This window comes from Longilinea arvoryzae (genome assembly GCF_001050235.1).
In the GTDB taxonomy this organism is placed as follows: domain Bacteria; phylum Chloroflexota; class Anaerolineae; order Anaerolineales; family Anaerolineaceae; genus Longilinea; species Longilinea arvoryzae.
Map to the genome: position 1 here is coordinate 1240190 of NZ_DF967972.1, position 22604 is coordinate 1262793.

The following is a 22604-nucleotide window of genomic DNA, read 5'->3' on the forward strand; positions in this document are numbered from 1 at the left end:
TCCAGAGTGGGTTATTTCAGGCCGGCTTCCTGCTCCAACTTTTCAGCCAGGGCTTCGAATTTCTCGTGCACCCCGGCACCGGTTTCCTCTTCTTCGATAGCCTCGAAGCGTTCGAAGATATCAGCGTGCTGATCGGCCGGGATGACCTGATTGGCCATCGGGAAGAGTACGCGGTCTTCTTTCTGAATGTGCTGGCGCAGCAGTGTGGCGTAGCCGCGCGCGTTTTGAATCACTTCGGCGGCGGCGGACGAATCGCCGTTTTGCAGGCGTTCAGCCGCGGCGCGCATGGCGCGGGTGAAGACGCGCCCCTGCTCGTGTTCCATCAGCATTGCTCCCACCGGGCCGTTCTTTTTGGGCAGGCCATTGGCCACCAGGGCTTTGAAGAGCACTTTTTCTTCCTTGGCATGGTGGCAGCCATCCCCGAAGCCCTGGATGAAGTCGGCGGCTTCGAGGAAAAAGGCCGGCGGCACGGCCTGGCCGGATGCGAGCCGATCGGATTCGGTTTCCAGCGCGGCGATGACGCGTTCGATGATGCGGTGTTCGGAAGATAGAATTTCCGTAGCTTTCATTGTACAATCTCCTGTTCTTTATTCTTGTTGGATTTATCCTAAACCAATGCAGATCTATTTTCTTTGCGCTGAAGCAAGTTGGCTCAACTTCACAAAATGCAATAGAATTATTGAAGATGGCAGCTCTTGATTCTCTCACCCGATTGACGGAACGCATGCGCAGCGCGACCCTGTTCGCGGGGCTGCCCGATGCAGAAGTGCAGCGCATTGCCGCCGCGGCGCATCTCAAGCAGATGCCGGCCGGAGAATATTTCTTTCTGCAGGGCGATCCGGCCGAACGAATTTACCTGCTGGTGGAAGGTCGTCTGAAGCTGTCCCAGTCGGCCGCGGACGGGCAGCAGGCTCTGCTGCGGGTGATCGGGGCGGGATCTTTGTTTGGCGCGGTCGCGCTGGCCCAGGCCAAGGAGTATCCGGTTTCGGCTCAGGCTGCCGCGGACAGCCAGGCGGTCTACTGGACACCGCTGGAATTGATGGAATTTGTGAAAAAATCGCCGGAACTGGCCATCAATGCCATGAAAGTGATGGCCGAACACGTGCAGGAGTTTCAAGACCGCTATTTGCAGCTTGCCACTGAACGGGTGGAACGCCGCCTGGCCCGGACGTTGCTGCGCCTGGCCGCTCAGACCGGAAAAAAGACGGACGCGGGCGTGTTGATCGACCTGCCGTTGACCCGCCAGGACCTGGCCGAGATGAGCGGAACCACCCTGTTTAGCGTCAGCCGGATCTTGAACCAGTGGGAAGAACAGGGACTGGTAGCGGTGGGGCGCACGAAGGTGGTGGTGGTGTTTCCGCACGGCCTGGTGAGAATTGCCGAGGATTTACCGGTGAAGAAGGAATAAATACACAGCCGCAACGCCCGTGACGCTGTGTGGGTAGATTTATAAATAAGGATCGATAAATGGACCGGCTGGAATTGGTCATCCCGAATCGGACCCATGAAGCGGCGGCCAGGGAATACATTCTGGAGCATATTGAACAGGGTGAGACGGTCCTGCATGGCGCCGCGGGCCTTGAGAGAGACCCATCCTATGTGGAATGGCTCGAGCGTTTGAAGGTGAATTCAGACGAGAAAACCGTCCTCCCGGGTTATGTGGCGGCGACCACCTTCTTTGCCATCCGCCCGGGCGATGGAAGAATCGTCGGCACGATCCAAATCCGGCACCGCTTGAACGAATTCCTGCGCAGTTATGGTGGGCATATCGGATATGGCGTGCGCCCCAGCGAACGAAACAAAGGCTACGCGACCCAGATGTTGACGCTGGCGCTCGCCTACGCCCGGCAAATCGGATTGACGAAAGTCATGCTGGCCTGCAATCGAGATAACGAGGCATCCCGCAGGACGATTCTGAAGTGCAACGGCGTTCTGGAAAGAGAATTTCTGCATACCGATGGCAAAATGGTGCAGGTGTATTGGATCACGATCGGTTGATCGTACACAATCGATAGATCGTACTTGCGCCAGCGCAAAGAAGCGCCTGACCGCCTCGGGTAGACTCAGCATACGATGAGAACGAGTGATGAGTCTTGTCCGACTTTTTCCCTTTCACCGCAGCTGGTGATGGCGGATCTGATGGCTGCCTGGCCGCAGGTCATCCCTGTGCTGCTGGAGCGGCGCATGGCCTGTGTGGGCTGCTGCATGGCGCGCTTCGAAACGCTGGCCGACGCCGCAGCCATCTACGGACAGGATTTGCATAAACTGCTGGCAGATCTCACCCGGGTGATCGAAAACCCCACATCTCTGGAGGAATCATGAACGAAGTCGAACTCGAACACCGCTGCCTGGTATGCAACCGGAGCAGCCAGGAACTCCCGCTGCTCCGGCTGGAATATCAGGACCATGAGTACTGGATCTGCCCGCAGGATTTTCCTACGTTGATCCACGAACCGCAAAAGTTAATCGGGCTGCTGCCGGGTGCGGAAAAACTGCACGGCCACGAGCATTAAGCGTTGGATTCGACCGGCCGCAGCCAGGCCAGCGGCTGCGACTGCACGTCGCGGAGGATCCCGGCGCTCAGTTCAGCCGCTTCCAGAACAGTGGAAGGGTTAACCCAGCGCAACGCGTCGCAGCGCTGGTGCGCCCAGGTGCGCACCGCCTGGCCGCTGAAGGCCAGCGCCGGAACGCCGCGCATGGCGAAGCTGGAATGGTTGCTTTCCGGCCAGGGTTCGATCCACTGTACGCCCGGGTGAATTGAACTGAGCTGCTCGAGGCGCGTCTGGAACTCGGGCGAGCAGGTGAAGGAGGCCAGGGTGAGCGCGTCCAGGCGGTGGCCCAGGCCGTCGAAGTTGATGGCCAGCAGCAGGCGCTCGAAGTGGCCTTCGCCGGCGGCGGGGATGTAAGCGTCCTCACCGATGGGTAGATATTCTTCGTTCGTGAAGGCGACGTATTCCAGGCCGCAATCCAGGCGCTCGGTTTGCAGGCGTTCGGCCAGCGCCAGCAGCGCGGCCACGCCGGCGGCGTTATCCGAGGCGCCGGGAGTGTCGTATTTGGTGTCGAAGTGCGCGCAGGCCACGGCGGTTTCAGGCCGCGAGCCCGCCCGCCTTCCGACGACGTTGCGGGTCTCGCCGGGCTGCTGCTCGGTCTCCAGGCGCAGGTGAAGGGTGCTCTCCGGGTGGGTCAGCAGCGCCAAACCGCTCTCGGCCGGCAGGGTGGCGGAGGGGAGAGTGAATTCCCAATCCTCGACCAGCCGGTTGGTGGAGCCGGGCAGTGCCTGCACGGCCAGCACCGCCAGGGGCGCCTTTTGTTCGAGCAGGTTGACCACGCGCAGGTCGTCCGGGGTGGATAGGAACCAGGATTTGGCCGCCAGGGGTTGGCGGGTCAGCTCGCCGTAGATCAGGGCGATCCGTCCGCTCAGGTCGGCATGTTCGAGTTCGGCCAGCGTGCAGACGGCAGTGAAGGGCGCGCGCACGTCGCAGGCGGGCGAGAAGGGGTTGGCCAGAACGGCCAGGGCTTCCCCGTCCAGGGTCAGGGTTTCGCTCAGGCAGCGCCAGTTCGGGCAGGCCAGCGGCTGCAGCTCCACTTCCAGGCCGATGCGGCGCATCTCGGCGGCGATGTATTCGGCGGCGGCGCGGTTGGCAGGCGTGCTGGCAGGGCGGGCCCCGATTTGTTCGCTCAGCACCTTCAGGTGACGGGCGACGGCGGTGTTCAATGAATCTGACATTTAGATCCTCCGAAATTTTGAAGTGTAGATTCATTGTAAAACGTTGGTGGGCTAAGGGAGGGTTGGCCGGCCGGCGCGGAAATCGGTATAATCACGCTATGGAAAAAGAGAAACCTGCCAACGAAGCCCTGGTCGAGCTGGCCCAGCGCCTGGTTTACCGGCTGGAACGGCTTTCGGTCGATTCACACTGGGCGGTGCACGCCAGCGGCGTGCGCCGCTCGCTGCTGCGCGCGCTGGACGATCTGGCCGAGGGCGATGAAAGCGCGCCGGGCCGGCTGGAGGCGCTGCTGCCGCTGGGTTTCAAGCTGGTCGAGCAGGCCGCCCGGGAGATGGGGGATCGGGAATAGAATATTAGAATCTGTCCTTTGCTAAAGATTTTTGGTGTTTACAATATTAATACCCACCGGATAAGTCAACCTCCTGAGGTTATTGGCGTCAGGAGGTTGATATTTGTGGAAATCTCTAGATAAATGGCAATTGTTTATAAAAATAGGTAATAACGATGCTATAATGGATCTGAAAATCGGAATTTCCGAAAAGGAGATATTCGTATGTCTGTAATAAATTTACAAGTGCGTAAGAAAGGAAATATTACTCTTCCGGTTGAGCTGCGGAGTAAATATGGCGTAAGTGAAGGGGATATTCTCACGTTAATCGATCTGGGCGACGGTTCTTTTCTTCTGACGCCTCGCGTTTCAGAGGTCAATCGCCTGGGTAAGCGTGTCGCGGAAGCATTGTCACAGTATGATGTGTCAGAAGATGACCTGATCGCAGCGCTTGATCAAGAACGTGAAGAATATTATCGTGAGCATTACGCAGGCAAACCTTCACCCGATGAAAAAGCCTGAAATATTCCTGGACAGCAGTGCATTGATTGCTGGCATCGTATCTGCGCAGGGCGCCGCGCGAGTTTTACTGTTGTTGGCCGAGAATGAGAAGATTGAATTATGGGTATCGGAACAGGTGATCGCCGAGGTGGAGCGTAATCTTGCCCGGAAAGCTCCGCGCGCTCTACCGGTAGCCCGTGAAATGATCCTTCGGGCTAACATCCAAATATTGCATGATCCGAAGCCCGCAGATGTCCGATCCCATATGGATTGGATCAACCATGCGGCGGATGTACCCATTCTCGTCGCCGCGGCCAATGCGCAGGTTGACTTTCTGGTCACATTGGATGTCCGTCATTTCATTGATGATCCGGTAGTGGCGCAGCGGAGTGGTTTACGAATTGGTACCCCCGGCGATGCCCTGATTTGGGTGAGAGAATGGTTCGTCAGGAATAAATGACTTCGTCATCTTAAAATCAGAGTTTAAGCATTTATCTTTTCATCAAGATTTTTCATAGACGTTATTTTTTTTCTGTTTCGCTGAAGATTGGAGCGAAAGTGAAGAATTAGTTCAGCGAAGCGGCAACTCCAATTCTTCCGCGACCCATATGGATACCGCGTCATAATCAATTGCTGCAATGTCCGACGTGTCGATCGAATAAAGCGGGCCGATGTTCATGGGAGCTGCTCGTTGGGCTACTTCCTTCAATTCAGGCGCATATTCCCGCCCCGGATGGCCCTTATGGCGATGATCGACGCGCTCCAAATAGCGCTCGGCCAAGACGTCGCCGGGCGCATGGCACCACAATTCGACAAAGCGAGAAATCCCGGCGTGTTTCAACCCTTCGAATACCTTATCGTATGGCGGGAACCCGAACCAGGCATCCACGATCACCAGCGAATTGACGGGCAACTCCGAAACCACCGCCCAGATGACCTCTTTGGTGGCGCGGCCCAGCATACGGTTGTACTCGCGATCGCCGATGCCCAACACATTGAACATGGCTTCCTTAATCGTATCCAGAGTGAGGAGTGGCGCGTTGAACCGGTTTCGTAAGTGTTCTCCGAGAGAGGTCTTGCCGGATGCGGGCAGACCGTTGATCAGGATTGCTTTCCGGTTTGGTGTCGACAGTAAAGATGGATTTCCCATGCTTGATCTCTTCTTGATCCTATCTCGATCTCTTTTTCGGATCAGGCCTCGAAGGCCCGCAACCCCGCGCCGATGACCCCGGCATGATCACCCAATTCGCCGGCTTTGATTTCATAGGTGAACCAGGGGGAGTCGCACCGGGTGACCAACGTGAGCGCTTCAAAGGCGGCTTTCCCGAGCCCGCCTCCCAGCAGGACAAGCTTCGACCCCAAAACGGCGACAGCCGTGTCGACCGCCAGTCGCAGCGGAGCCATCCACTGCACCAGCAGCTCATTGGCGGTGCGATCGCCGTTCTTCTGCAACGCCAGCAGATCTTCCACGCGGGTTGTGGCGGCAAGGGGCGATGCGGCGATCAATTCACCCAGCGCGGTGCCGGAACTGGTTGTTTCCACGCAACCCCGGCGGCCGCAATTACACGACTTGCCATGGAGATCCACCGTGATATGGCCCAATTGCCCGGCATTCCCGCCGCCATAATAAAGTTTGCCATCCGAGGCAATCGCGCCGCCAATACCCGTGCCAATGGTAAACATGGCAATCTCATCGTACCCGACGGCGGCTCCAATTTTCATCTCAGCCCACAGCGCCAGGTTCGCGTCCGTGTCGATGACGGCCGGTAAGCCGGTAATTTCTCGCAGCATGGCGGCCAACGTGACATCCTTTAGTTCCAGATAACCGGCGGTGAGCGCCACGCCGCTCCGAACGTCCACCCGCCCCGGAAACCCCAGCGCCACGCCTGCGCTTTGTGGGGTAACCATGCGAAGTACGGAATCGCGGATGATCGCAAGTTGGGCATCCCGCCCCCGCGGCACATGCTCCTGAATCCGTTCCAGGATCTGCCCGCTGCGCGAGATGCGCGCGACGCGAATGTTGGTACCGCCCAGATCGATGCCGATAGCTTCCGAGTTCTTATCCATGACCCAGGTTATGATTTCCGTGAATCCAAGACAGCGAGAATTTCATGCAGGCGTGGAACCGCGATCGTCTCGAGGCGGGATTGCATGTCTGCCGGGTCCAACGAAACGCAATCTTTCCACAAAGAGCGGCCGGCAATGGCTCCAGACGCGCCGGCGTCCATGGCAATCCGCAGTTGTTTAATAAAGGTTTCATGGTTCACGCCTTCCGAGAGCACGGCCCAGGGAATGCCGTCCAGAACCGCGGTGATTTTTTCGCAGGCTTCAGCCGAGCCGGGGTACTGCAATTTTAGGACTTTCGCGCCATTTTCTGCGCAGACCCGGGCCGCTTCAACGATCAGTTCCGGTTTGCAGCGCTGGTATTCTTCTTCGGTTTCGCCGGGAAGACGATACACCAGAATTTCGACGACCAACAGGACTGCCTCGGCGATGCAGGCATTGACCGTATTATTGATCAAGCGGGTCGCAAACCGGTCGTTACCCTTTTGATCGGGGCGCATGAAGGCCAGCATTTTGGCGGCCGTACCCCCTAATTCTCTCACACGCCGCGGGTTGATGCCAGAGATGATTTTGGATTGGCGCAGTTGGGTTCCCGGTTCAGTGTCGTAACCGGAGGCATCCATGCCGACCACCAGGGCAGTATCCCGGGCCAGGACGCCTTCATCGATGACCATCGGCAGGGCGCACTCCGGGTCCAATAATACCGCCGGAGCCTGATTCCCCAGGTGTTTCACCAGACGGGCTTTAACGATTCCAAGTTCCTTTTGATCGATGGAGGCGAGCACTTTTTCATCGTCACTCAAAAGTTTACGCATGCCGTTGCGTTGGTCCATGGCGATGACAAAAATTTTCCCCGTCCGGGTGCAAATCTGCTGAAAGGCGCGCCTCTCGACAGTCGACATTTCATTGTTGGGCCATTTTTCAAGATTAAGTTTCATGGATAAACTCCTGATCAGAAATAAAATACTCTCTGCAGAGCGCTTTCGAATTCACACAGCCCGTGTCGTCAACAATGGCATGGATGATGAATTGGACTTTGCTAAAAATACCGGCCACGCCCAGAGGGCGGGCATGGCCGGTCGGGAAACAGCCCCAAGAGAGTTACACCTGTGAAACCGGGGCGCCTTTCTTTGCATTCCCGTTCTCTTTTCCAACCATTAAGGCAACGATTTCTTCATCGTTGGTATCTTTGGCGCATAGATCGGCTGCTTTTACACCCCGCCGCATCACGATGATCCGATCTGCCACGGCGAACACATCGCGCATATTGTGGCTGATCACAATGATGGGAACGTGGCGTTCTTTCAGCTTACGAACCAGGTCATACACTTTCCGCTGTTCGGGAACGCCCAATGCCGCGGTGGGCTCATCCATAATGAGCAATTTGGCATTCCAGTAGATCGATCTCGAAATGGCCACTGCCTGGCGTTGGCCGCCAGAAAGCTCTCGAATGGGGCGGGTAATTCCGGGGATGGTGATATCCAGCTCGTTGAGGATCGCTTCTGCTTCGTTTTGCATCTTCTTTCGATCCATAACATTTAAAACGCCAAGTTGCTTGCGCAGGATTTCACGGCCCAGGAAGATATTGTCGGCGGCATTCAAGTTCGTGGCAAGCGCCAGGTCCTGGTAGATGGTTTCGATACCGGCGTTTCGGGCATCCATGGGGGTCGAAAAGGAGACCTGTCGTCCATCGACAAGAATCTTTCCTTCGTCAGGGGCATACACGCCCGAAATGACCTGGATTAGAGTGGATTTTCCGGCGCCGTTATCGCCTACAAGGCCAATCACTTCACCCTTGTAAACGTCGAGGCTGACGTTATTCACAGCGGTCAACCCGCCAAACCGTTTGGTGATGTTCTCGCAATGCAGGACGGGGCACTGTTGTTCTGTCGGTAGAGTTGGTGCGGTTGTCATATTAACTCTGCTTCTTCAACTGGTCGATCAAGACCGCGAAAATAATGATCACGCCCACTGCCACATACTGGTAGAACGGATCAATCCCCAGAATGATGAGGCCGTTTTGAATCACCGCAATGATCAAGGTGCCAACCAGCGTTCCCACCAGAGTGCCTTCGCCTCCCATCAGAGAAGCGCCGCCGACGACGATGGCCGCAATGGAGTTCAGGTTCAGGGCATCACCAGCAGAGGCGACGCCGCCGGAATAGCGCATGACGTATAAAAAGCCTGCCAGTCCGGCCATCAATGCCGAAAGCATGTACACTTTCGTGATGATCCGGTTCACCGGGATACCGGCGCGCAGGGCAGCCATGGCGCTTCCACCCACCGCATAGACGTGTTGGCCAAATTTCGTTTTCGAAAGTACCCAGTGAACGATGAACAATGCGATCACGAAGTAGATGATCAGATAGGGTAATAAACTGGTCACATTGCGCAGATCCACTCCGCTGATACCCTCAGGAACGTTGAACAGGTTCCAGCCTGCCTTGGGATGAAAATAAAAGACGAAACCATTCCCGAATTGTCCAATTCCCGGCTGATTTACGCTGACCGGGGGACCGCCGGACAGGATATACCCAAACCCGCGTGCAATGCCATACATCCCCAGCGTGGCAATGAAGGGGGGAACCTTAAGCCTGGAGATTACAACACCATTAATAAAACCGGCCGCCAACCCGATAACCACACAGGTCAGAAAACCAGAAAGGATTACAAGGGTAAGGTTGGCATTCAATGGGTACTGGCGCATTACCAATGACGCGGTTACGCTTGCCAAACCCATGACCCAGCCTGTGGAAAGGTCGATACCGCCGGTAATGATTACAAAGGTCTGTCCTAGCGCCAGGACAAGAAGGAGGGAGTTGTTGGCCAGAATGGCCTGAAAGTTGTTCAGGCTGAAAAAGCCCTGGGCCGTTGAGAATGCGCCAATCAGGATTACAAGAAACACCCAGGCCCAGTATTTTCCAATAAAAATAAGCGTCTTGTGCTGAATTTGAGGCTTCTGGGATAAAGTGTTGGTTTCGGATTGATCCGCAGAGGTTGTGGAGTTCTTAGCGAGAAGACCTTTAGTCTTATGAAACAGGGACTGATTTTTCATGCTCGGTATTTATCCTCAGGCCTTCCCGGGGTTTGATCCCCGGGAAGGTTCTGCAAACTCCACGGTTTACTCGGATTTATAAATCGCTGCCTGAGCTTCAGGAGTGTCCACGTTATCACGGGTGATGATCACGAACGGGGTGTTCACTTTCTTCTGGATGTCTGCGGTGTTACCCGTAAGTGCATCATAGATATACTGCACAGCCGTGGCGCCAATCAAAGCAGGCTGCTGGGCAATGACCATGTCGATGACATTGTTGCGGAGATCAACAATGGCCTGTTCGGGGGCGTCGAAGCTGGCGATTTTTATGACGCCAGCCAGGCCGGCGCTCTTGACAGCGGCGGCAGCGCCCTGGGCGCTGAAGAGGTTCGCGCCGAAGATGGCGGCCAGATCGGGTTCCTTCTGGAGCATGGCCTGGGTCTGGGTGGTGGCGGTAGGAGCGCTGCTTTCGGTGTAATCCACGCCAGCCAGTGAAACGCCTTCGTTCGCATCAATCGCGGCGATGCAACCATCGCGGCGTGCGATATCGGAGGGAACATTTGCGGTGGAAGTGAGAATATAGATTTTGCCTTTGCCGCCGATAGATTTGATCAACGCTTCGCAGGCGATCTTGCCGCCTTCGAAGTTGTCGGACGCAATTACCGAGAGTGGGAAGGTGACCGTGCCATCTGTATAATTGCCGTCGCCAATGTATTGGTCGGTGGTGACAACGGGGATGCCCGCGTCGAAGGCGCGCTGGAGCGGAGCGATCATGGCCTGGGGATCATTTGGGACATTGATCAAGCCATCGACCTTTTTGGCGATCATGGCATCCACAATCGGGGTTTGGACAGAGGGATCCCACTTGGAGGGTCCATCGGCGATCAACGTCACGCCAAGTTCTTCAGCCTTTTCGCGAGCGCCTTTTTCCATCGTGATATAAAAGGCGTCGCCCTGAATACCGTAGACGAGCGCAATGGTAATCGGTTTCTTGGTCGCTTCGGTAGTGGCTTCAGTGGTGGGTTGCGCTTCGGGAGCGGTCGTGGATGCTGCCGGAGTAGGGGTGGCGCTCGCGCAGGCCGCGAGGAGCATCGTAAAGAGGACCAACATCGATACAATAGTCAAACGTTTCTTCATTTTCTTCTGCCTCCAGATTTTCCATTTCTTAGTAAAATTAAGCTCAGTAAAGCATGTGCGAAGTCATCGTTTTCGTGTCTCTCTAAAAGCACTCCTTTCTTTTCGCGGGTTTTGTGGCAACAATAATAAGAACCCGCACAGGTTCAATGCATGGGGTGGATTTGGAAAAGGTCTACTTCTTGCAAGCCATGGCTTGACCCTTACCGTGAATATTGGATAACCGATAAAGGTATTATTAAGAAAAACCGAAAACTGGGGAAAAAAGGTTTTGAAAATACGTATTAGCGTATTATAATAACATTATAAGATAATTTTATGTTTTGTCAATGGAGAGCCTATGATTGAGTTTACGGATGCCATAAATTTCGATAGTTCCATCCCTTACTACACCCAGCTCAAAACGATTCTGGAAGAACAGATCCGCCAGAACATCTTTCGCGCCGGCGATCATTTGCCCAGCCATTCGGAATTGTGCGATCAGTATGGCGTCAGTAAAGCTGTCGTTCGCCAGGCATTGAAACAATTGGAGATCGAAGGCCTGATCGTTCAACGCAGGGGAAAGTTGACCATGATCGCCGAAAAGAAAATCCCTGGCGACTTGCTGCAACAGCTTTCAGGTACATACCACAATATGACCCGCCTGGGTTATTACCCCACGACCAGGGTAATTCTGAATCATGTGATTCTGGCGACGGAATCGATTGCAAAGAAATTAGAAATCAAACCCATGGATCAGGTCATTGAATTGGAGCGTTTACGCTTCATCGAGGACGAGCCTTTTGTTTTTATGCGTTCGTATGTTCCTTATGACCTTTGTCCGAAGATCGCTGAAATCGATTTAACGGGGAAATCTCTGTTGGACGAAATTAAGCGTGAATACGGCTTTGTCATTTCCTCCAGCAAGCGAACCATCGAAGCGGTTTCTGCGCGTGAAACGGAAGCAAATTTGTTGAAAATTTCCAGAGGCGCGCCATTGCTGTTATTTAATTCAGTTTCGTTTATTGATACCGGCCGGGTCATTGGTTCCACCCGGGCTTTGTTTCGAGGCGATCGCGCGCGCTTCGATGTCGAGATTGGGGATATCAACGAAAGGGTGTAATCTCCGCCGGTCAGTCACTTGGCGGTGTGAAAGGCTTTAAAAGGATCAAGAAGTGACCTGGGACTTGGGCCATCGCATTTGTGCGGGTTGAAATGCCCTTGAGTTTGTTATCAATGTGGGCGAGTATAAATAAGAAGTAATTTACGTCTCATCTCTTTTTTGAAGAGACGAATCACGATCAGGGGTAAAACTTAAATATTTGTTTATAGAATGATTGGTTGATAAATCGTTAACCAAATTAGTTTTGTTCTCAGGAGTAAATATGGATTTCTTAAAGGGTTTTCTTCGGAATCTCGCTTTATTGATCCTCATGGGTGTTGTGCTTTTTGTGCTTTTCCCTGACATCATGAGGCAAGTTTTTGGCCTTTACGGCGCTATTTTTGGTCCCTTAGCGATTTTGTTTCTTGTTGTATCTGCATTACCCAAAAAAAGTAAAAAAAGTAGTCGATAATCTCGGCTTTTTTTGTATTTTACATCCTTGAGGATTTTGTTCTAGCCCAGGGGATTTTCTTTCATATCCTTTGGTTATTCCTTTGCCTGCGCTTTGGTAGAACTTGCTGGCAAGGACCAATCAAGTAAATCTCAATGCTTGACATCTTCTGATCATTTCTCTACAATTAATATTACTGGTCTGACCTCTTACCAATTCAGAAAGCCTGCCTATGCCCGAAATGGATTGGACTGCACCCGAGAAACCGGCTCAATACTGCGAACGCCGCCTGATCGATGCCATCCTGGATGGCGCCTTCCCCGTCAATTCCAACCTGCCGGCCGAGCGCGACCTGGCCGCCCGCCTGGGCGTCACCCGACCGACGCTGCGCGAGGTGCTGCAGCGCCTGGCGCGGGATGGCTGGCTGGAGATTCACCACGGCCGCCTGACCCGTGTGCGTGATTACTGGCGCGAGGGCAACCTGGTGGTGCTGGCGGCCATCGCCCAGCACAGCGTGCAACTGCCCGCTGATTTTGCCACCAACATGCTGGCGGTGCGCTATCTGCTGGCCCCGGCCTATACGCGCCTGGCCGTTGAGCGAGACCCGCGCCAGGTGGTTGCCGCCCTGCAGCCCTGCCTGGCCCTGGACGACGATGCGATTGCCTTCACCGAGACCGATTGGCAGCTCCAGCTCGACCTGACCCAGTTGAGCGGTAATCCGGTCTTCACGCTGATCTACAACAGCTTTTCAAATCTGTACCGGACGCTGGGGGAGGTGTACTTCGGCGTGTCCGAGAACCGCGAGTTGTCGCGCTCTTTTTATCGGGATTTGCTCACCTGCGCGCAAAAAGGCGACGCCGACTCTGCCAGTGCGCTGGTCGCCAAAATCATGCAGGCCAGCCGCGAGCGCTGGATGCAGATCAAAACTTAAGAGGGTATCACCACAGAGACACGGAGAAGATTTAAGGAGGAGAAAATAAAGGAAAACAGGTGGGATCGAGGGAATGCTGGGCTCACCGTAAATGAGCGTGAAACCTGGAGAATGACCATCTTTATCAAAACTGGGTGAGTAATGAATCGAATCGCACGGAACGGCCTTTTTTGTAATTATCTTATTCTGATTATTTCCTCATTTCCGTGTACTCCGTGTCTCCGTGGTGCGCATTTCTGATCCGCTCTTTTTCTGCGAACTCCATGTCACTGTGGTTTTTTTCTCTTTAGGAGGCCTTATGAACCCGGCAAACGATCGCGACGTTATTTGGAACGAGATTTCGGGGCCGTGGGATGTGCTTATCGTCGGCGGCGGCATTGTGGGGGTCGGTCTGCTGCGCGAATCGGTCCGCCTGGGACTGAAAACGCTGCTGGTCGACGCGGCCGATTTCGGATCGGGCACCTCCAGCCGTTCTTCCAAGATGGTCCACGGCGGTCTGCGCTACCTGAGCACGGGCCAGGTGATGCTGACGATGCATTCGGTGCGCGAACGCCAGCGCCTGCTGCGTGAAGGGGAAGGGCTGATCGAGCCCATCGAATTCCTGCTGCCCAGCTACACCGGCGACCGGACACCTGGCTGGATGTTCGGGTTGGGGCTGGCGATCTACGATACGATCGCCCTGCGCTGGCAGCACACCCACCACTCGACCAGCGAGATGCGCGATTTGATCCGCGGGCTCAATTCGCACAACCTGCAAGGCGGTTATCATTTCTACGATGCCCAAACCGACGACGCCCGCCTGGTGCTGCGGGTGCTGCATGAGGCCGTCCACGCCGGCGGCAAAGCGCTTAATTATACCCGCGCTGAAAGCCTGCTGCGCGACCGCGCCGGGCGCGTGTGCGGCGTGGGATTGCACGACCTGTTCGGCCAGCGCAGCGCCGAGGTGACCGCCGGGGTGGTGATCAACGCCACGGGTGCATGGGCGGATGAACTGCGAAAAGAGGCCGGCCAGGGACCCCGCTTGCGGCGTTTGCGCGGCAGCCATCTGGTCTTTCCGCGTCGGTGTCTGCCGATCGACCAGGTGGTCAGCTTTCTTCACCCGCGCGACGATCGCCCGGTGTTCGCCCTGCCCTGGGAGGGCGTGACCCTGATCGGCACCACCGATGTTGACCACCGCGATGCGATGTCCACCGATCCGGCCATCAGCCCGGATGAGGTCGACTATCTGATGGAAGGGCTGAATTTCATCTTTGATTCGCCCGGCCTGACCCCGCAGGACGCGGTTTCGACCTTCTCTGGAATCCGCTCGGTGCTGGACACCGGCCGGGATAACCCCTCCAGGGAGTCGCGCGACGAGGTTTTGTGGAACGAGAACGGCCTGATTACCATCACTGGCGGCAAGTTGACCCTGTTCCGGCACATGGCCCAGGATACGCTGCGCTTCGTGAGCAAACAGCTTCCGGATCGACCCCGGCCGGATGCCAGCGCACGTATGCTGGACGAAATGGATCAGGCGGCTTTCGACCTGGCCATGGAAGTCCAGGGCGGCGGCCTGGACGAGGATGCCAAGCTGCGCCTGTTGGGACGTTTCGGTGTGCATTCCGCCGATTTGTTGCGCGCCGCGCAACCCGGCGAGCTGACGCCCGTTGCGGGCACACCCACCCTGTGGGCCGAACTGCGCTGGGCAGTCCGCTCCGAACAGGTGGTGCACCTGGAGGATTTGCTGCTGCGCCGCACCCGGCTGGGACTGCTGCTGCCAGATGGTGGTGCTGAACTATTGCCGCGGGTGCGCGAGTTGTGCCTCGAAGAATTGGGCTGGGATGAAGGCCGCTGGCAGGCCGAGCAAATTGCATACCACAACCTGTGCCAGCGCGCTTATTCGCTGCCGCAGGAGACCCGGGTCCCGATCGAGGCCATGGTATGAGCAAATCCGACTTTACCCCGCATTGGATCGAACAGGCTCCGCCGCCACGTTCCTACCGTTCGCTGTTCAAATGGGGTGACCCAAACGGATTCAAGCATCCCAACCGCGGCATGCTGGAGGTGTTGAAGGAGACATTCGGCCTGACGGACGCCGATTTCACGGCGCCGCAACACACCGGCATGGAAAATTTCGATGCTGCCGTCCCCGCAGCACTGGAAGAGCGCCACCAGCAGGCCTTCGAAAACCTGCTGGGCGCCGAGAACGTGATCACCGGCGCCTACGAGCGCACGCGCGCCTCGTACGGCGCCGGCATGATCGACGCGCTGCGCCTGCGCCAGCATATCGTCGAGAACCTGCCGGGGGCGGTGCTCACGCCGCGCAACCGGGCCGATGTGGAAGCCGCGATGAAGTACTGCGACGAGCAGCGGATTCCGCTGTACGTGTACGGCGGCGGGTCGACGGTCACGCGCGGCATGGAAGCCGTGCGGGGCGGGGTGTGCCTCGACCTGAGCCGGCATCTCAACGGGGTGATTCACTTCAACGAGACCGACCAGACCATCACGGTGCAGGCCGGGATGTGGGGTCCGGAGCTGGAGCGAATTCTCAATCAGGCTCCGCAGACCCTGGGCGCGCACGAGCGCTACACCTGCGGGCACTTTCCGCAGTCGTTCATGCACAGCAGTGTGGGCGGCTGGGTGGTGACGCGCGGCGCCGGCCAGAACTCGACCTATTACGGCAAGATCGAGGATATGGTGATTGCGCAGGAGTACGTCACCCCGCGCGGCGTGCTGCAAACCGCGCCGCAGCCGCGCAGCGCCACCGGTCCGGATTTCGACCAGATCCTGATGGGCTCGGAGGGCTGTTTCGGCGTGCTGACCGCGGTCACACTGCGGGTGTGCAAGTACCAGCCCGAGAATACGCGGCGTTACAGTTACCTGTTCCGTAACTGGGAAGAGGCGCTGACAGCCGGGCGCGAGATCCTGCAGGGCGAGTTCGGGCTGCCCTCGGTGTTCCGTTTGTCCGATCCCGAAGAGACCGATGTGGCCATGCACATGTACCACATCCACGGCACGCCGGCCGACCGCGTGATGCGCGGGTTGGGTTATCAACCCATGCAGCGCTGCATCTTGCTGGGCACCTGCGACGGCGACGCCGCTTATTCCCGCCTGGTGAACAACCGAATCGCCGCCATCGCTCGCCGGCACGGCGCCTTCACGTTGACCCCCTTCGGCGTGACCCGGAAATGGGAGAAGAGCCGCTTCACCGATCCTTACCTGCGCGAGGACCTGATGGACTTCGGCATCCTGATCGATACCCTGGAGTGCGCCGTCACCTGGGAGCAGATGCCGGCCGTGCACGAACAGGTGCGCGCCATCGTCAAAGCCCGCCCGCAGACCATCTGCATGACGCACCTTTCGCACGCCTACCCGCAGGGCGGCAACCTGTATTTCATTTTCATCGCGCGCATCAGCGAGATCGACGAGTATCTGAGGCTGCAGTACAGCATCCTGGAGGCGATGAAGACCGCCGGGGCGGCCATCAGCCATCACCACGGCATCGGCAAGCAGACCGGGCCGTGGCTGGAGGAGCAGATTGGTACGCCGTGCATGGATGTGATCCGGGCGCTGAAGCAGCACTTCGACCCACACAACATCTGCAACCCCGGCGGGACGCTGGGGTTGGATATGAGCGAAGAGCAAAGGGAGAAACGCTGGGGTTTTTGATGGGTGCGGTCAGAAACCGCACCCGTGTGCTTGCGTTGAATTCGGAGTGCAGGTTTCAGCCCTGGACTGGTTCGACCGGCAGCCAAAACTCACAATAGGAATTTTCACTCTGCCCGTCGTTTCCCGGAAAATACACCTCCATTTCAGGGGCGTGGGCGTGAATATATCCCGAAGCCGGCAGCCACTCTTGAAAGGCGAACATTTCGGCTTCGACGATGGATTCGGGTACCTTGCCATGGCATTCGAAGACCGCCCACTGCGCCGCCGGCACACCGCGGACTTCCAACCCCGTCGGAATTTCCTGTGCCGGTTTTTCGATGGCGATCATATAGTAGAAATTCCTTTTCGTGGGATCTTCGTCCACGCACGAAATACCGAGCGGCGTTCCGCGCGTCTGCAACCCTGGCCTCTGCCGGCCCAGTTCAGCAAACTTCTTGAATAACCCATCTTCCCGGCATTTTTCCCAGAAGCGTCCGAATTGTTGGTTGTCTGGTCCGGTGATCCAGGTTTTCCAGCCCACAACTTCGAATGCTGGACGATCTACGATCCTGTACTTTACCATAAGGCCTCCTTACCCCTGTGACTCAAGTTCGATTGGCAGGGATTGTACTCAGGAGCGCCTACCGGCGCTTGATCAAAATTGCGCGATTATTTTGTCGTTACCGGCACAAGAATATTTAATACCGAATCTTCACGGTCCGGCCCGGTAAATCGTTCATCATAAAATTCCAGGTCATAATTTCCAGCCAACCGGTACTGTGATTGCGGGAGCCATTCGCCGTAGATATAGATATAGGTGGAGCGAATATGTTCCAGCGATCCTGGATGCTCGAAGCGTGCATAAAGACAGGGTTTTAGATCAGCGCTTGCAAAGCGCGGGGGCAGGTCGGCCAGGTTTTCCATTGCCACGCCAGCCAGGTAATCGAAATTGCGGTCGACCTGAAAATTATTCGGATAACGCCACAAACCATAAGCTTCCCGAAGGGATCGTTGGTTTGGCAGTAAATGCCGCTGTTCCATCAAACTTCGCCACAAATCGACCAGTTCGAAATGAGCATTATCACCATGATAAGCCAACCCCGCCAATAGCAGATTGGACTGGTGGTCCAGGTGAGGTGTCTGGGTGATGATTGGATCAAGCAGCACCGGGACGATCATCGCCCGCGATGTCAGGTGCAGGAAAATCAGCCGGCGGCGCAACTCGCCCGGTGTCACCCCAAAATGCTTCTTGAATGATCGGGTGAAAGATTCGTGCGAACCAAATTGATAAGCCACCGCGACATCCAGAATCGAGCGGTTTGAATCCACAATCTCGCGCGCGGCTTCGCTCAGACGGCGTTTTTTCAGGTAACTGCCCGGCGTTTCACCCGTTAGAATGCGAAACAGACGAACGAAATGATAGAGGGAATAATTCGCCACCTGACCAGCGATGGCAGTGACCGTGATGGGCTCTTTGAGATTCGCTTCAATGAAGTCAATCGATTTCGAAAAAGTGGCATAACAATCTGAAACCATGCTTCTCCGGAAATACCAGCGCTGAGATCAGATGGATGATGATGAAGAATAGCATTTTGAACAATTTCCGTCAATGATCTTCCTGATCAGCCAGAATATCCGGCTGGGATTGGATTGAAGAGAGAAGAAAGAAACTGGGCGTCAGAGAACGTGGAGAAAATGAGGAAGGCGGAAATTTTCTTCCTTCTTTTCTCTTGAACAGGCTGTGTCCTCTCTGAATTCTCGGCGTTGTTTGCGACAACCTTTTTTAACCTCCGGGACATTGCCCCAAAGGGTGAGATAATCACTGTAATCATTTTGACGAGGAATTGTGATGCACCTTCATCTTGGTCTGCACGGGCTGGCCAATTCGCCCGATGAGAAACCCAAAATAACCTGGCCGCTGCTCAAACGCGTGCTGCACTACGCGCGGCCGTACCGCGGGTTGATCCTGGGCATGCTGGTGCTGATTCTGACCAGCACCGGCCTCTCGCTGCTGACGCCGCTCATCCTGCGCGACCTGATCGATAAAACCATCCCGGCCCGGAACACGCAGCGGCTGGTCTGGCTGGCGCTGGGACTGCTGCTCATCCCATCGCTGAACGGTTTCATCAACGTGGTCCAGCGCCGCCTGAGCGCGCGCGTGGGCGAGGGCGTGATCTACGACCTGCGCCTGGCGCTGTACGCCAACCTGCAGCGCATGTCGCTGCGCTTTTTCACCAACACCAAGACCGGTGAGCTGATGAGCCGGCTGAACAATGACGTGGTCGGCGCGCAGAACGCCATCAGCAGCACCATCGTGAACATCGTCACCCAGTTCGTGCAGGCAGCGGCCGTGCTGGGCATGATGCTGACGTTGGAATGGCGCCTGACGCTGATCAGCGTGGTCATCCTGCCGCTGTTTTTGATCGCGGCGCGCATGCTGGGCAACCGCCTGCGCGACATGGCCCGCGCCCAGATGGAGTCCAACGCCCGCATGAACGCCATGATGAGCGAGACGCTCAACATCGGCGGCGCGCTGCTGGTCAAATTATTCGGGCGCCAGCAGGTGGAGGTCGATCGCTTCAGCCAGCGGGCCGCGCAGGTGCGCGAACTGGGCGTTCAGCGCGCCTTCGGCGGATCGATCTTCTTTGCCATCATTGGCCTGATCAGCGCGGTCGGCACCGCCATGGTTTACGGCCTGGGCGGCTATTTCGTCATTCAGGGCGCTTTCACCGTGGGCACGATCGTGGCTTTCGGGGCCTACCTGGGCAGTCTGTACGGCGCGCTGCAGGGACTTTCGAACGCGCCGGTGGAGTTCGCCACTTCGATGGTCAGCTTCGAACGCGTGTTCGAGGTGATCGATCTGCCGGTCGAGCTGCCTGAAAAGCCGGATGCGGTTCCGCTGACGAACGTCCGCGAGGGGATCGAGTTCAAGAATGTATCCTTCCATTACGAAAGCGGCGACGAGAATTTACTGAGCGACGTGCACCGCTACGGCAGCATCGAAAACGTCAGCGCGGTGCTTTCCGGCGAAGCCGCCGGCGGCGAGGACGAAGAAGCCGCCCCGAAAACTCAGGCGCGCGGGATCGCCTTGGAGGACATCAGTTTTCAGGCCCGGGCCGGGCACCTGGTGGCGCTGGTCGGTCCCAGCGGCGCCGGAAAAACCACGCTCACTTACCTCATCCCACGCCTGTATGACCCCAGCTCCGGCGCCATTTATATCGATGGGTACGACCTGCGACGTTTGACGCTGCAATCGCTTTCCAGTCAGATCGGTATGGTCACGCAGGAGACCTACCTGTTCCACGATACCATCCGCACCAACCTGCAATATGCCAAACTGGACGCCACCCAGGCGGAATTGGAAGCGGCCTGCCGGGTGGCAAACATTCACAACTTCATCCAGGCGCTGCCGGATGGGTACGATACCATCGTCGGCGAGCGCGGTTACCGCCTGAGCGGCGGCGAAAAGCAGCGCATCGCCCTGGCGCGGGTGATTCTCAAGGACCCGCGCATTTTGGTGCTGGATGAGGCCACCAGCAGCCTGGACAGCGAATCGGAGGCTCTGATTCAAGACGCGCTGGCCAAAGTGATGGCCCAACGCACCAGTATCGTCATCGCCCACCGTCTGAGCACCATCCTGGCAGCGGATTTGATTTTGGTACTGGATCGCGGCCGGATCGTGGAGAGCGGCACGCACAAAGACCTGCTGGCGCGCGAAGGAATATACGCTCACCTTTACCGGACGCAATTTCGTAGTCAAGATAAAGTAATTTGAAATGTAAATAAAATGATACCCGATGTAAGTCTGATTCATGAATTGTTATAAACTCATCATCCTTTTGACATAAATTTCCGTCCTCCAACCCTTGACAGTTGGTTCTGTATTAGTGTATTATATATATAATACACTAATACAGGTTACCTATTATGAAATTTAATCCAGCCATACCCATTTATCTGCAAATCATGGATAGTCTCGAAAAGGATATCGTGACCGGGACGCTCCATCGAGGAGAAAGAATCGATTCGGTGCGGGCGTTAGCGGATAAGTTTGGGGTCAATCTCAATACCATGCAGCGTGCTTGTTCCGAATTGGAACGGCAAGGCATCCTCGTCACACAACGCGGAATCGGCAGGTTCGTAACAGAAGACGACGCGGTCATCTCGTCCTTGAAAAAAGCCATGACCCGCCAGATCGTGGAAGAGTTCAAGAATGGAATGAAAAGCATTGGTCACAGCAACAGTGACATTGTCAAGATCATTAGTGAGGCGTTAAAAGAATGAATGCAATCCTTGTTACCCATCATCTCAGCAAGAGATTTGGCCAAAAACTGGCTTTGGACAATATCGGCTTTGAAATCGCGCCAGGCCGGGTCGTAGGGTTGTTGGGCCCCAACGGTGCGGGAAAAACAACCCTCATGAAAACCCTCATGCAGATTTATTCTCCTGACGCCGGCGGCATTACCTGGTTCGGAAAACCGCTGGATTACCATGCCAGGCAAGGCATTGCCTATATGCCCGATCAGAACCACCTCTTTACATGGATGCGCGTTCGGGATGCCATCCATTACTATCAGGATATGTTCGCCGATTTCGATATCTCGCGGGCAAAAGAATTGTGCCGGTTCCTGCGGTTGAACGAAAACGACCCGATTCAAACGTTATCCAAAGGCACCATTGAATGCGCGCTCATCATGCTGACATTTGCCCGCCATGCTCGCCTCTATCTGTTGGATGAACCCATCGGAGGTATGGACCCTCTTGCCCGGCAAAGAATTCTCAAGACCATCCTGTCAGGCATCCATGAGGACAGCGCAGTGCTTCTTTCGACTCACCTCGTCAAAGACGTGGAGACGGTATTGGATGACATCTACTTCTTGAATGAGGGGCGATTGATCCTGGCCGATCCGGCTGAAAAAATCCGCGCAGAACGCGGAATGTCCATCGAGGAATTGTATTTGGAGATGTTCGAAAATGCTTAAATTGATCAAATGGAATTCGATTGATTTCGGTCGAAAATACCTTTGGCTGTTCATTGGTATGGCGGCGAGTCTATTACTGGCAGTCTTGCCTGAAAACAGCAAAGGATCCATCAACGGAACCATGGCCCTATTGTCGGCTGTATTGGGGATCGTTTTGTTTCAAGCCGGGATCGCGATCGCAATGACCTACTGTTTCCGTTGGCTGGAGAAGGATAGCAGCCTGCTCGAGCTTTCCTTGCCGGCATCTGCCTGGCAAACCTTATTGGGTAAGCTGGTGGTTTCTCTGGCCGTCAATGGGCTTTCATGTCTTTTCATGCTCCAATTATTCCTGTTCATCGGAAAATATTCAGGCGGCTCGATCCAACTGCTCAATTTGGATAATTTGAGGGGAATTCCAGGCCTTTTATTGTTCTTCATGACAATCGATTGCACGGTTCTGTTCTCTTTTCTGGTGACGAAAAGCCTTCGCCTGAAGCGCGGCGTTGCATCGACGGTTACCTGCCTGCTGAGCCTGATCATTCTTGGCGCCATAATTGCAGTGATGATCTCGCTGATGACCGCTGCCGGCGTCCTTACCCTTCCAACGTTCAGCAGCCAGGGGGTTCTGAAAATTGGGGGTACGCTGGAAATTCTCTCCACGACAATTCCCCTCTGCGTCCTCCTGTCCACCATCGTTCTGGAATATATCGCCAGTGGATTATTGCTCAACAGGCGGTAAGTAGCTCAGCTCATTGCTGAGACCTCAA

27 protein-coding genes and 1 pseudogene are annotated in these 22604 nt (G+C 55.8%); 18 read left to right on the forward strand and 10 right to left on the reverse strand.

The genetic code is table 11. The annotated features are described in order from the left end of the window. Positions 1 to 11: 11 nt before the first annotated feature. A complete protein-coding gene (locus LARV_RS05590; RefSeq protein WP_075072702.1) occupies positions 12 to 569 on the reverse strand; it encodes a hemerythrin domain-containing protein in 558 nt (185 codons plus the stop codon). Between the two features lie 116 nt (positions 570 to 685). Here LARV_RS05590 and LARV_RS05595 point away from each other — a divergent pair, with 116 nt between their 5' ends. From LARV_RS05595 to LARV_RS05610, 4 genes are all read left to right on the forward strand, one after another. Further along, positions 686 to 1408 (forward strand): Crp/Fnr family transcriptional regulator, encoded by a 723-nt coding sequence (locus LARV_RS05595; protein ID WP_075072703.1) that lies wholly within the window; start codon positions 686 to 688, stop codon positions 1406 to 1408. Between the two features lie 59 nt (positions 1409 to 1467). Further along, positions 1468 to 1998: a GNAT family N-acetyltransferase gene (locus tag LARV_RS05600; RefSeq protein WP_075072704.1), complete on the forward strand. Its 531-nt coding sequence runs from the start codon at positions 1468 to 1470 to the stop codon at positions 1996 to 1998. 129 nt (positions 1999 to 2127) lie between these two features. Beyond that, positions 2128 to 2322, forward strand: a complete 195-nt coding sequence (locus LARV_RS05605; RefSeq protein WP_152031719.1) for a DUF1858 domain-containing protein — start codon at positions 2128 to 2130, stop codon at positions 2320 to 2322. Further along, the gene (locus LARV_RS05610) at positions 2319 to 2513 is read left to right on the forward strand and encodes a hypothetical protein (protein ID WP_075072706.1); all 195 of its coding nucleotides are present in this window, start codon (positions 2319 to 2321) and stop codon (positions 2511 to 2513) included. The genes LARV_RS05605 and LARV_RS05610 overlap by 4 nt, the downstream gene beginning before the upstream one ends. Here the strand turns inward: LARV_RS05610 and LARV_RS05615 are convergent. Beyond that, positions 2510 to 3727: a M28 family peptidase gene (locus LARV_RS05615; protein WP_075072707.1), complete on the reverse strand. Its 1218-nt coding sequence runs from the start codon at positions 3725 to 3727 to the stop codon at positions 2510 to 2512. The two genes, LARV_RS05610 and LARV_RS05615, sit on opposite strands and share 4 nt — an antisense overlap. A 98-nt stretch (positions 3728 to 3825) precedes the next feature. Between LARV_RS05615 and LARV_RS05620 the strand changes: the two genes are divergently transcribed. From LARV_RS05620 to LARV_RS05630, 3 genes are all read left to right on the forward strand, one after another. Continuing rightward, entirely contained in the window at positions 3826 to 4074 is a 249-nt protein-coding gene (locus LARV_RS05620) for a hypothetical protein (protein ID WP_075072708.1), read from the forward strand. A 204-nt stretch (positions 4075 to 4278) separates the two neighbouring features. Next, positions 4279 to 4575, forward strand: coding sequence for an AbrB/MazE/SpoVT family DNA-binding domain-containing protein (locus tag LARV_RS05625; protein ID WP_075072709.1), 297 nt, complete (start codon positions 4279 to 4281; stop codon positions 4573 to 4575). Beyond that, positions 4532 to 5014, forward strand: a complete 483-nt coding sequence (locus LARV_RS05630; RefSeq protein ID WP_152031720.1) for a PIN domain-containing protein — start codon at positions 4532 to 4534, stop codon at positions 5012 to 5014. Before LARV_RS05625 ends, LARV_RS05630 begins: the two co-directional genes overlap by 44 nt. A 111-nt stretch (positions 5015 to 5125) precedes the next feature. On the opposite strand, the gene LARV_RS20555 is transcribed toward LARV_RS05630, so the two are convergent. The 3 genes from LARV_RS20555 to LARV_RS05640 are packed head-to-tail and all read right to left on the reverse strand — an operon-like array spanning position 5126 to position 7556. After that, positions 5126 to 5704: an AAA family ATPase gene (locus LARV_RS20555; RefSeq protein WP_201785880.1), complete on the reverse strand. Its 579-nt coding sequence runs from the start codon at positions 5702 to 5704 to the stop codon at positions 5126 to 5128. A gap of 41 nt (positions 5705 to 5745) precedes the next feature. Further along, positions 5746 to 6621 carry an ROK family protein gene (locus LARV_RS20560; protein WP_201785881.1) on the reverse strand — a complete coding sequence of 292 codons (876 nt, stop codon included), beginning with the start codon at positions 6619 to 6621 and terminating at the stop codon, positions 5746 to 5748. A gap of 8 nt (positions 6622 to 6629) precedes the next feature. Further along, positions 6630 to 7556 carry a tagatose-bisphosphate aldolase gene (locus LARV_RS05640; protein ID WP_075072711.1) on the reverse strand — a complete coding sequence of 309 codons (927 nt, stop codon included), beginning with the start codon at positions 7554 to 7556 and terminating at the stop codon, positions 6630 to 6632. On the opposite strand from LARV_RS05640, the gene LARV_RS20330 reads away from it, so the two are divergent. Continuing rightward, the gene (locus tag LARV_RS20330) at positions 7555 to 7731 is read left to right on the forward strand and encodes a hypothetical protein (RefSeq protein WP_172797787.1); all 177 of its coding nucleotides are present in this window, start codon (positions 7555 to 7557) and stop codon (positions 7729 to 7731) included. The genes LARV_RS05640 and LARV_RS20330 overlap by 2 nt on opposite strands. On the opposite strand, the gene LARV_RS05645 is transcribed toward LARV_RS20330, so the two are convergent. The 3 genes from LARV_RS05645 to LARV_RS05655 all read right to left on the reverse strand — a co-directional run bounded on the left by LARV_RS05645 (position 7720) and on the right by LARV_RS05655 (position 10789). Beyond that, positions 7720 to 8532, reverse strand: coding sequence for an ATP-binding cassette domain-containing protein (locus LARV_RS05645; RefSeq protein ID WP_075072712.1), 813 nt, complete (start codon positions 8530 to 8532; stop codon positions 7720 to 7722). The genes LARV_RS20330 and LARV_RS05645 overlap by 12 nt on opposite strands. A 1-nt stretch (position 8533) precedes the next feature. Further along, entirely contained in the window at positions 8534 to 9523 is a 990-nt protein-coding gene (locus LARV_RS05650; protein ID WP_172797788.1) for an ABC transporter permease, read from the reverse strand. Positions 9524 to 9739: 216 nt separating this feature from the next. Next, positions 9740 to 10789: an ABC transporter substrate-binding protein gene (locus LARV_RS05655; RefSeq protein WP_083522346.1), complete on the reverse strand. Its 1050-nt coding sequence runs from the start codon at positions 10787 to 10789 to the stop codon at positions 9740 to 9742. A 337-nt stretch (positions 10790 to 11126) separates the two neighbouring features. On the opposite strand from LARV_RS05655, the pseudogene LARV_RS20920 reads away from it, so the two are divergent. The 6 genes and pseudogenes from LARV_RS20920 to LARV_RS05680 all read left to right on the forward strand — a co-directional run. Next, positions 11127 to 11294: pseudogene (locus LARV_RS20920) on the forward strand (GntR family transcriptional regulator); the annotation flags it as partial. Between the two features lie 63 nt (positions 11295 to 11357). Further along, positions 11358 to 11888 (forward strand): GntR family transcriptional regulator, encoded by a 531-nt coding sequence (locus tag LARV_RS05660; protein WP_236709928.1) that lies wholly within the window; start codon positions 11358 to 11360, stop codon positions 11886 to 11888. Between the two features lie 262 nt (positions 11889 to 12150). After that, positions 12151 to 12339 carry a hypothetical protein gene (locus tag LARV_RS05665; protein ID WP_075072715.1) on the forward strand — a complete coding sequence of 63 codons (189 nt, stop codon included), beginning with the start codon at positions 12151 to 12153 and terminating at the stop codon, positions 12337 to 12339. A gap of 211 nt (positions 12340 to 12550) precedes the next feature. Next, the gene (gene fadR, locus LARV_RS05670; RefSeq protein WP_075072716.1) at positions 12551 to 13249 is read left to right on the forward strand and encodes a fatty acid metabolism transcriptional regulator FadR; all 699 of its coding nucleotides are present in this window, start codon (positions 12551 to 12553) and stop codon (positions 13247 to 13249) included. A 298-nt stretch (positions 13250 to 13547) separates the two neighbouring features. Then, positions 13548 to 15173 carry a glycerol-3-phosphate dehydrogenase/oxidase gene (locus LARV_RS05675; RefSeq protein ID WP_075072717.1) on the forward strand — a complete coding sequence of 542 codons (1626 nt, stop codon included), beginning with the start codon at positions 13548 to 13550 and terminating at the stop codon, positions 15171 to 15173. Continuing rightward, the gene (locus LARV_RS05680; RefSeq protein ID WP_075072718.1) at positions 15170 to 16897 is read left to right on the forward strand and encodes an FAD-binding oxidoreductase; all 1728 of its coding nucleotides are present in this window, start codon (positions 15170 to 15172) and stop codon (positions 16895 to 16897) included. The genes LARV_RS05675 and LARV_RS05680 overlap by 4 nt, the downstream gene beginning before the upstream one ends. Before the next feature lie 55 nt (positions 16898 to 16952). On the opposite strand, the gene LARV_RS05685 is transcribed toward LARV_RS05680, so the two are convergent. Both LARV_RS05685 and LARV_RS05690 read right to left on the reverse strand, forming a co-directional pair. Then, positions 16953 to 17459 carry a GyrI-like domain-containing protein gene (locus LARV_RS05685; protein ID WP_075072719.1) on the reverse strand — a complete coding sequence of 169 codons (507 nt, stop codon included), beginning with the start codon at positions 17457 to 17459 and terminating at the stop codon, positions 16953 to 16955. Positions 17460 to 17545: 86 nt separating this feature from the next. Beyond that, the gene (locus LARV_RS05690) at positions 17546 to 18412 is read right to left on the reverse strand and encodes an AraC family transcriptional regulator (RefSeq protein WP_075072720.1); all 867 of its coding nucleotides are present in this window, start codon (positions 18410 to 18412) and stop codon (positions 17546 to 17548) included. A 313-nt stretch (positions 18413 to 18725) separates the two neighbouring features. Between LARV_RS05690 and LARV_RS05695 the strand changes: the two genes are divergently transcribed. The 4 genes from LARV_RS05695 to LARV_RS05710 all read left to right on the forward strand — a co-directional run bounded on the left by LARV_RS05695 (position 18726) and on the right by LARV_RS05710 (position 22576). Next, positions 18726 to 20651, forward strand: a complete 1926-nt coding sequence (locus LARV_RS05695; protein WP_075072721.1) for an ABC transporter ATP-binding protein — start codon at positions 18726 to 18728, stop codon at positions 20649 to 20651. 152 nt (positions 20652 to 20803) lie between these two features. After that, the gene (locus tag LARV_RS05700; RefSeq protein ID WP_075072722.1) at positions 20804 to 21160 is read left to right on the forward strand and encodes a GntR family transcriptional regulator; all 357 of its coding nucleotides are present in this window, start codon (positions 20804 to 20806) and stop codon (positions 21158 to 21160) included. Then, positions 21157 to 21858, forward strand: a complete 702-nt coding sequence (locus LARV_RS05705; protein WP_075072723.1) for an ABC transporter ATP-binding protein — start codon at positions 21157 to 21159, stop codon at positions 21856 to 21858. Before LARV_RS05700 ends, LARV_RS05705 begins: the two co-directional genes overlap by 4 nt. Further along, positions 21851 to 22576, forward strand: coding sequence for a hypothetical protein (locus LARV_RS05710; RefSeq protein ID WP_075072724.1), 726 nt, complete (start codon positions 21851 to 21853; stop codon positions 22574 to 22576). Before LARV_RS05705 ends, LARV_RS05710 begins: the two co-directional genes overlap by 8 nt. Positions 22577 to 22604: the final 28 nt, after the last annotated feature.